General features: G+C 75.1%; 4 protein-coding genes. 3 read left to right on the top strand and 1 reads right to left on the bottom strand.

Annotated features, from left to right (window positions below):
- Positions 1 to 420 precede the first annotated feature (420 nt).
- Positions 421 to 2,508: an elongation factor G gene (gene fusA / locus ACFXA3_RS17095; RefSeq protein WP_385187533.1), complete on the top strand. Its 2,088-nt coding sequence runs from the start codon at positions 421 to 423 to the stop codon at positions 2,506 to 2,508.
- A gap of 55 nt (positions 2,509 to 2,563) precedes the next feature.
- On the opposite strand, the gene ACFXA3_RS17090 is transcribed toward fusA, so the two are convergent.
- The gene (locus tag ACFXA3_RS17090) at positions 2,564 to 5,038 is read right to left on the bottom strand and encodes a SpoIIE family protein phosphatase (protein WP_385187531.1); all 2,475 of its coding nucleotides are present in this window, start codon (positions 5,036 to 5,038) and stop codon (positions 2,564 to 2,566) included.
- Between the two features lie 377 nt (positions 5,039 to 5,415).
- Between ACFXA3_RS17090 and ACFXA3_RS17085 the strand changes: the two genes are divergently transcribed.
- Together ACFXA3_RS17085 and ACFXA3_RS17080 are read left to right on the top strand one after the other, a co-directional pair.
- Complete coding sequence (locus tag ACFXA3_RS17085; RefSeq protein WP_385187530.1) at positions 5,416 to 5,910, top strand: DUF402 domain-containing protein; 495 nt, start codon at positions 5,416 to 5,418, stop codon at positions 5,908 to 5,910.
- A 13-nt stretch (positions 5,911 to 5,923) separates the two neighbouring features.
- The coding region (locus ACFXA3_RS17080) for an FAD-binding oxidoreductase (RefSeq protein ID WP_385187528.1) at positions 5,924 to 6,233 on the top strand (310 nt) is incomplete at its 3' end.

Below are 6,233 nucleotides of genomic sequence, written 5' to 3'. Positions count from 1 at the left end.
GGCCCCCGCGCGCCCCCCACAAATCTGCGGGGCGGCCCCGCGCTGTCGGCGTCTAAAAAACTTCGCTCCCGTGCCGCCACGCGACGCGGCGTGCACTGCGTCCCGCGAGTCGAACGACTCCGGTGATTTCCGATGACTCCAGTGAGGGGGGCCCGGCCGTGTGTCACCGCAACGCCGTCTTCGTTCCCCGCTCCCGGTACGACGTGATCCCGGTGTCCTCGGCTTCCCGATGACGGCTGCGCGGCCGCCCTCGGACGTCCGCGACGAAGACCCACCCTCCTGACGGCAGTCGAGCCGGCCCCGCACACCCCGGCGTACCCGGGGCGCGGCCGGGCCCCGTGACGCCCGCCCGTGGTGAGCCCCGTCCCGTCCCGAAATCGCGCTGCCCCACTTCACCCCTCCGCCGGAAGGCCACGGGCCATGCGCACCCACCCGAACACCACGACCACCGTCCGCAACCTCGGCATCCTCGCCCACGTCGATGCCGGGAAGACCACCGTCACCGAGCGGATCCTCTACACCACCGGCGCCACCCACAAGCGCGGCGAGGTCCACGACGGCACGACCGTCACCGACTACGACCCGCAGGAACGCGACCGCGGCATCACGATCTCCGCGGCCGCCGTCAGCTGTACGTGGGACGGCCACCGCGTCAACCTGATCGACACACCGGGACACGTCGACTTCTCCGACGAGGTGGAGCGCTCGCTGCGCGTGCTCGACGGCGCGGTCGCGGTCTTCGACGCCGTCGCCGGCGTCGAACCGCAGAGCGAATCGGTCTGGAGACAAGCCGACCACCACGGCGTGCCGCGGATCGTGTTCGTCAACAAGATGGACCGCGTCGGCGCCGACCTCGACCGGGCGGTCGCCTCCGTGGCGCAGCGGCTGCACGTGGTCCCGCTGGTCGTCCAGCTGCCCATCGGGCAGGAGGACGGGTTCCGCGGGACGGTCGACCTCGTCCGCATGCGCGCGCTGCTCTGGCGCGCCGGGCAGGACGCGTACGAGACGGGAGCCGTACCCGAGGACCTGTACGAGGAGGCGCGCAGCCGCCGCCGGCAGCTGGAGGAGCGCGTCGCCGAGCTCCATCCGGCCGCCCTGGAGGAGTACTGCGCCACCTCGGCGCTCTCCGCCGCCACGCTGGACGCCGCGCTGCGCGACCTGACGCGCGGCGGGGAGGGGGTCGTCGTGCTGTGCGGCTCGGCCTACCGCAACCGCGGGATCGAACCGCTGCTGGACGCCGTCGTGTCCTACCTCCCCTCGCCGGCCGACGTGCCGCCCGTACGGGGAACCCGCGACGCGGCGGTGGAGGAGCGGCCCGCCGACCCCTCGGCGCCGTTCGCCGGGCTGGCGTTCAAGGTGAACGCGACGGCGACCGGACGGCTGACCTGCCTGCGGGTGTACTCGGGAACGATGAGGAAGGGGGACACCGTGCTGGACGCGGGCACCGGCCGGACCGAGCGGATCGGGCGCATCCTGCGCGTCCAGGCCGACCGGCACGCCGAGGTGGAGCAGGCCGTGGCGGGGGACATCGTCGCCGTGGTCGGTCTCAAGGGCACCCGCGCGGGGTCCACGCTGTGCGCCCCCGGCGCCCCGCTCGTCCTCGAACCTCCGAAGACCGCCGCCCCGGTGGTGTCCGTGGCGGTCGAGGCGGGCAGCAGCGCCGAGGCGGGCCGGCTGTCCGCGGCGCTGGCCCGGCTGGTCGAGGAGGACCCGTCGCTGGTGGTGCGGACCGATCCCGAGACGGGCCAGACGGTCCTGTCGGGGATGGGCGAGCTGCACCTGGAGGTGGCGGTGGAGAAGGTCCGCCGCAGCCACGGGCTGCGCATCGGCGTGGGCCGCCCGCGGGTGGCCCACCGCGAGACCGTCGTGCGCGGGGTGTCGGGGCTGGTGTACCGGCACGTCAAACAGGACGGCGGCGCCGGCCAGTTCGCCCATGTGGTCCTCGACGTCGAGCCCCTGGGCGTCGCCGACGCCGCCGGTGACGCCGGCGGGTTCGCCTTCCGTTCGGCCGTCGTCGGCGGACGGGTGCCGCAGGAGTACGTCCGCGCGGTGGAGGCGGGCTGCCGGGACGCGCTCGCCGAGGGGCCCCTGGGCGGTCACCCGGTGACCGGGCTCCGGGTCACCCTGACCGACGGGGCCACCCATCCCAAGGACTCCTCGGAGACGGCGTTCCGGGCGGCGGGCAGGTTCGGGCTGCGCGAGGCTCTGCGCGCCGCGGAGATGCAGTTGCTGGAACCCGTGGCCGAGGTCGTGGTGACGGTGCCCGACGACGCCGTCGGCGGGGTGCTCGGCGACCTGGCCGCACGGCGCGGCCGGGTCTCGGGCTCGGCGGCGCGGGCCGGCAGCACGGCGGTCACCGCCTGCGTGCCGCTGGCAGAGCTGTTCGGCTACGCGTCCCGGCTGCGCAGCCGCACCCAGGGCCGGGGCACGTTCACCGCCCGGACCACGGGCTACGCCCCCGTACCGGCGGCGCCGGCGGCGCTGCTCGGCGGGGCCCTGCCGGGCTGACCGGCAGCCCCCGGCCGCACCGGCGGCCGGGGGCACGGGCTCCCGCCGTCAGCCGTCAGCCGTCGGCGGCCGCGGCTGCGTCCGCCGCCTCCAGGAACCCCTCGGGGAAGGGCTGTTCGGCCCAGATCGTCTTGCCGCGGGCGTGGTAACGGGTACCCCAGAGCTGGGCGAGCTGCGCCACCATGAACAGCCCGCGCCCTCCCTCGTCGGTCTCCTCCGCGCGCCGCACGTGCGGGGAGGTGCTGCTGCCGTCCGATACCTCGCAGATCAGCTCGCGGTCGCGGATCATCCGCAGCTGGACGGGCTCGCTGCCGTAGCGGATCGCGTTGGTGACCAGCTCGCTGACCACCAGCTCCGTGGTGAACTCCAGCTCCTCCAGGCCCCATGCGGCCAGCTGCCGCGTGGCGAGCGTACGGGCCCGGCCCACGACCTCGGGCTCGGCCGGCAGGTCCCAGGTGACGTGGTGCCCGGCCGCCAGCTCGTGCAGGCGCACCATCAGCACCGCCACGTCGTTCTGCGGCAGCACCGGGAGCAGCCGGCCGATCAGCGCGTCGCAGGCCTCGTCCAGCCCGTTCCCCCCGGTGCGTCCGGCCCCGGGCGGCGGGGCGAGCGGGACGCCCGACAGCGCCTCCGGGAGCCGTTCGAGGCCGAGGTCCACCTGCCGGTCGGGCGCCGCGACCAAGCCGTGGGTGTACAGCACGAGCACGTCCCCGTCGTTCAGCGTCAACTCGGCGCTCTCGAAAGGGGATCCGCCGAAACCCAGGGGCGGCCCCGCGGGCAGCGCCACGATGGCGGGCGCCCCGCCCACCGGGGCGAGCACGGGCGGCGGATGCCCCGCGCAGGCCACCGCGCACTGCCGCGAGATCGGATCGAAGACCGCGTACACGCAGGTCGTGCCCGCCGCCCCGCCCGGGCGCGGCCCGCTGTCCCCGTCCTGGGCGTGCTCGTCCACGAACCGGTGGATCTGGTCGTCCATGTACGAGAGCAGCTCGTCGGGGGAGAGGTCGAGGTCCGCGAGGGTGCGGACCGCGGTCCGCAGCCGGCCCATGGTCACCGCCGCGTTCAGACCGTGTCCCTGCGCGTCGCCCACCACCAGCGCCACCCGTGCGCCCGACAGCGGGATCACGTCGTACCAGGCCCCGCCCAGCTCCGCCTGGCCGTGCGCCGGCAGATAGCGGGTCACGGCCTCGAGCGCGCCGAGCACGGGCAGCCGTTGGGGCAGCAGGCTGCGCCGCAGCGCCAGCGCCGCCGTCCGCTCCCGCGTGTAGCGGCTCGCGTTGTCGATGCACACCGCCGCGCGCGCCGTGAGCTCCTCGGCCAGCAGGACGTCGTCCGGCTCGAACCCGTGGGCGCGCGCGTACCGTACGAAGACCGTGGCGCCCAGCGCGGCATCGCGGGCGGACATCGGAACCAGCAGCCACGAGTGGACCCCGTACGCGCGGACCAGCTCGGCCTGCCGGGGGTCGACCGGGGCGACCTCCGCGATCAGCTCCTCGCCCGTCAGCAGCAGCGGCTCCCCGCCGGCCATGGCCCGGGTGAACAGGGAGCCCGGTCCCGAGGTGAACGGGTCGGCGTCGCCCGTCGCCACGGCCGGCTCCGCCGACCCGCCGGGAGGCGTGGACGTCGCCGCGCGCAGCAGTGTCACGGCGTCGCCGACGGGGCCGACGACCGGCTCCTCGCCGCCGAACACCGGGGCGAGCAGGTTGACGTAGGCGTGGTCGGCGAACTCCGGAACCGCCACCTCGACGAGCTCCCGCGCCGTGTGCAGCACGTCCAGGGTGGTGCCGATGCGCGTGCTCGCGTCGTTGACCAGCGCCAGCCGTTCACGGGCCCGGACCCGTTCGGTCACGTCGGTGACGGCGTGCGCCAGCGCGATCAGCTCGCCGGAGCTGCTCCGCAGCGGGAGGATGCTCTCGGACCAGACGTGCTGGCGGTCGGGGTCGCCCCGCAGCAGGCCGCGCACCTCGGTGTGGACCAGGGCCTCACCGGTCTCCAGCACACGCCGCTGGCGCGCCTGGAGGGCCGCCATGTCCAGCAGGTCGGACGGCGCCACCTCGGACGTCGTACGCCCGACGAACTCCTCGTTCGCGAAGCCCCCGCCGCGCCGCAGGGCGTCGTTCTGCGCGATGAAGCGCAGCTGCGTGTCGAAGACGTCGATGAGGAAAGGGGACTCGGTGAACAGCCCCCTGATCAGCGCTTCGCTGAGCTCGTGCCGCCGGGTGGCCCCCGCGTCGGTCGCCTGGATCAGCCACTGCCGCTCGCCGGCCGTGGACACCATGGGGCGCGCGTGCAGCGCCACCTCGACCCCGCGCCCGCTGCGGTGCCGCAGGACCGTGCGCCCCGCGTCCGAGCGCGCGAGCAGCAGATCGGCCCCGCGCCGCCCGTGCACCTCCCGGGCCGTGTAGCCGAGCAGCCGCTCCGCCCCGGGACCCCAGCCGATCACGACACCGCGTGCGTCGAGGAGGGCGTACGTCTCCTCGCCCGGTTCCGCAGGCCCGCCGGAGGCATCGTGGAACACCGGGTCCTGCATCACTGCGCCCCACTTCCGGATGTGCGGAACGGCTCTCTGCGTACTGGTGCAATTATCGCTCTGCGTCACCCCGTGTGCAGCCGGACGCCGCGGCCCCGGCCACCGTCCGTGTGCGCCGCACTACGGTGACGGTGGTCCGCCGCGGGCCGCTGCGCCGCCCCGCCGGCCGGCCCGGGGCTGCCGGTGGCACCGGTTTCGGCCAGGGGCGCAAGGCCGCCGATCGGGTCCGGGGCACCCGGAGCCCACCCCGGACGCACCCCGGCGCGCGGCCCGCCGCCGGCTCGCGGCTGGCCGGAATGATGATCGTCATCGGATGCCCGTTTCGATACGATCACCGGGCGACGCACGTGCGAGGGACCGAGGACTGGGGCAGTGGGATGCGGCAACTGATCGACGTGGTGCTGACCAAGGCCGGCCGGGTCAAGATCCGTTACGAGGCGGGCGTACTGGCCGACGACGGCGCGCAGATTTCCGTGACCGCCCCGTGGTCGGCGCCCAAGGTGCGGGACTTCGGCTTCGTGCGCTTCGAGCCGGGCGACGTGTTCGTCGAGCACTACTGGCGCGACCGCTGGTACGCCGTCAAGGAGGTCCGCGACGGCGCCGGTGTGCTCAAGGGCTGGTACTGCGACGTCACCCGCCCCGCGGAGGTCCGCCGGCCCGCCGCAGGGACGGCCGAGATCGTGGTCGACGACCTCGACCTCGACCTGTGGGTCTCGGCGGACGGCAGCGAGGTCCTGCGGCTGGACGAGGACGAGTTCGCGCAGAGCGGGCTCGCCGAGAGCGACCCGGAGGCCGCCCGCCGGGCGGTCGCGGCCCTGGACGAACTGGAGCGGCTCGCCAAGAGCGGTGCGCTGCCCGGTCTGCCGGCCTGACCGGGGGCCACCCGTGGCGGCGACTTCACCGGAGCCCGGGGGACCCGACGCGGCGGCCGTGGCGCGGGCGCTCGCCGAGGCGGACTGCGGGGAGGTGTCCGGGGACCCGGGCCGCCGGGCGCAGTACTCCGCCGACGCCTCCAACTACCGGCAGGTCCCGCTGGCCGTGGTCTTCCCCCGGGAGCGGGCGCACGTCCTCAACGCGCTGGCGGCGTGCCGGGAGCTGGGCGTGTCCGTCACCGCGCGCGGCGCGGGCACCAGCACCTCCGGCCAGGCCGTCGGCGCGGGCGTGGTGCTGGACTTCTCACGCTTCTTCAACCGGC

This window comes from Streptomyces sp. NPDC059456 (assembly GCF_042750055.1).
GTDB lineage: Bacteria > Actinomycetota > Actinomycetes > Streptomycetales > Streptomycetaceae > Streptomyces.
Note: the sequence above shows the minus strand (reverse complement) of the source record. Positions and strands in the feature narration are given on the sequence as shown.

What these genes read in the sequence shown, in the direction of transcription:
- fusA (WP_385187533.1), top strand. Translation starts at nt 421, where the DNA reads ATGCGCACCCACCCGAACACCACGACCACCGTCCGCAACCTCGGCATC.
- ACFXA3_RS17090 (WP_385187531.1), bottom strand. Translation starts at nt 5,038, where the DNA reads ATGCAGGACCCGGTGTTCCACGATGCCTCCGGCGGGCCTGCGGAACCG.
- ACFXA3_RS17085 (WP_385187530.1), top strand. Translation starts at nt 5,416, where the DNA reads ATGCGGCAACTGATCGACGTGGTGCTGACCAAGGCCGGCCGGGTCAAG.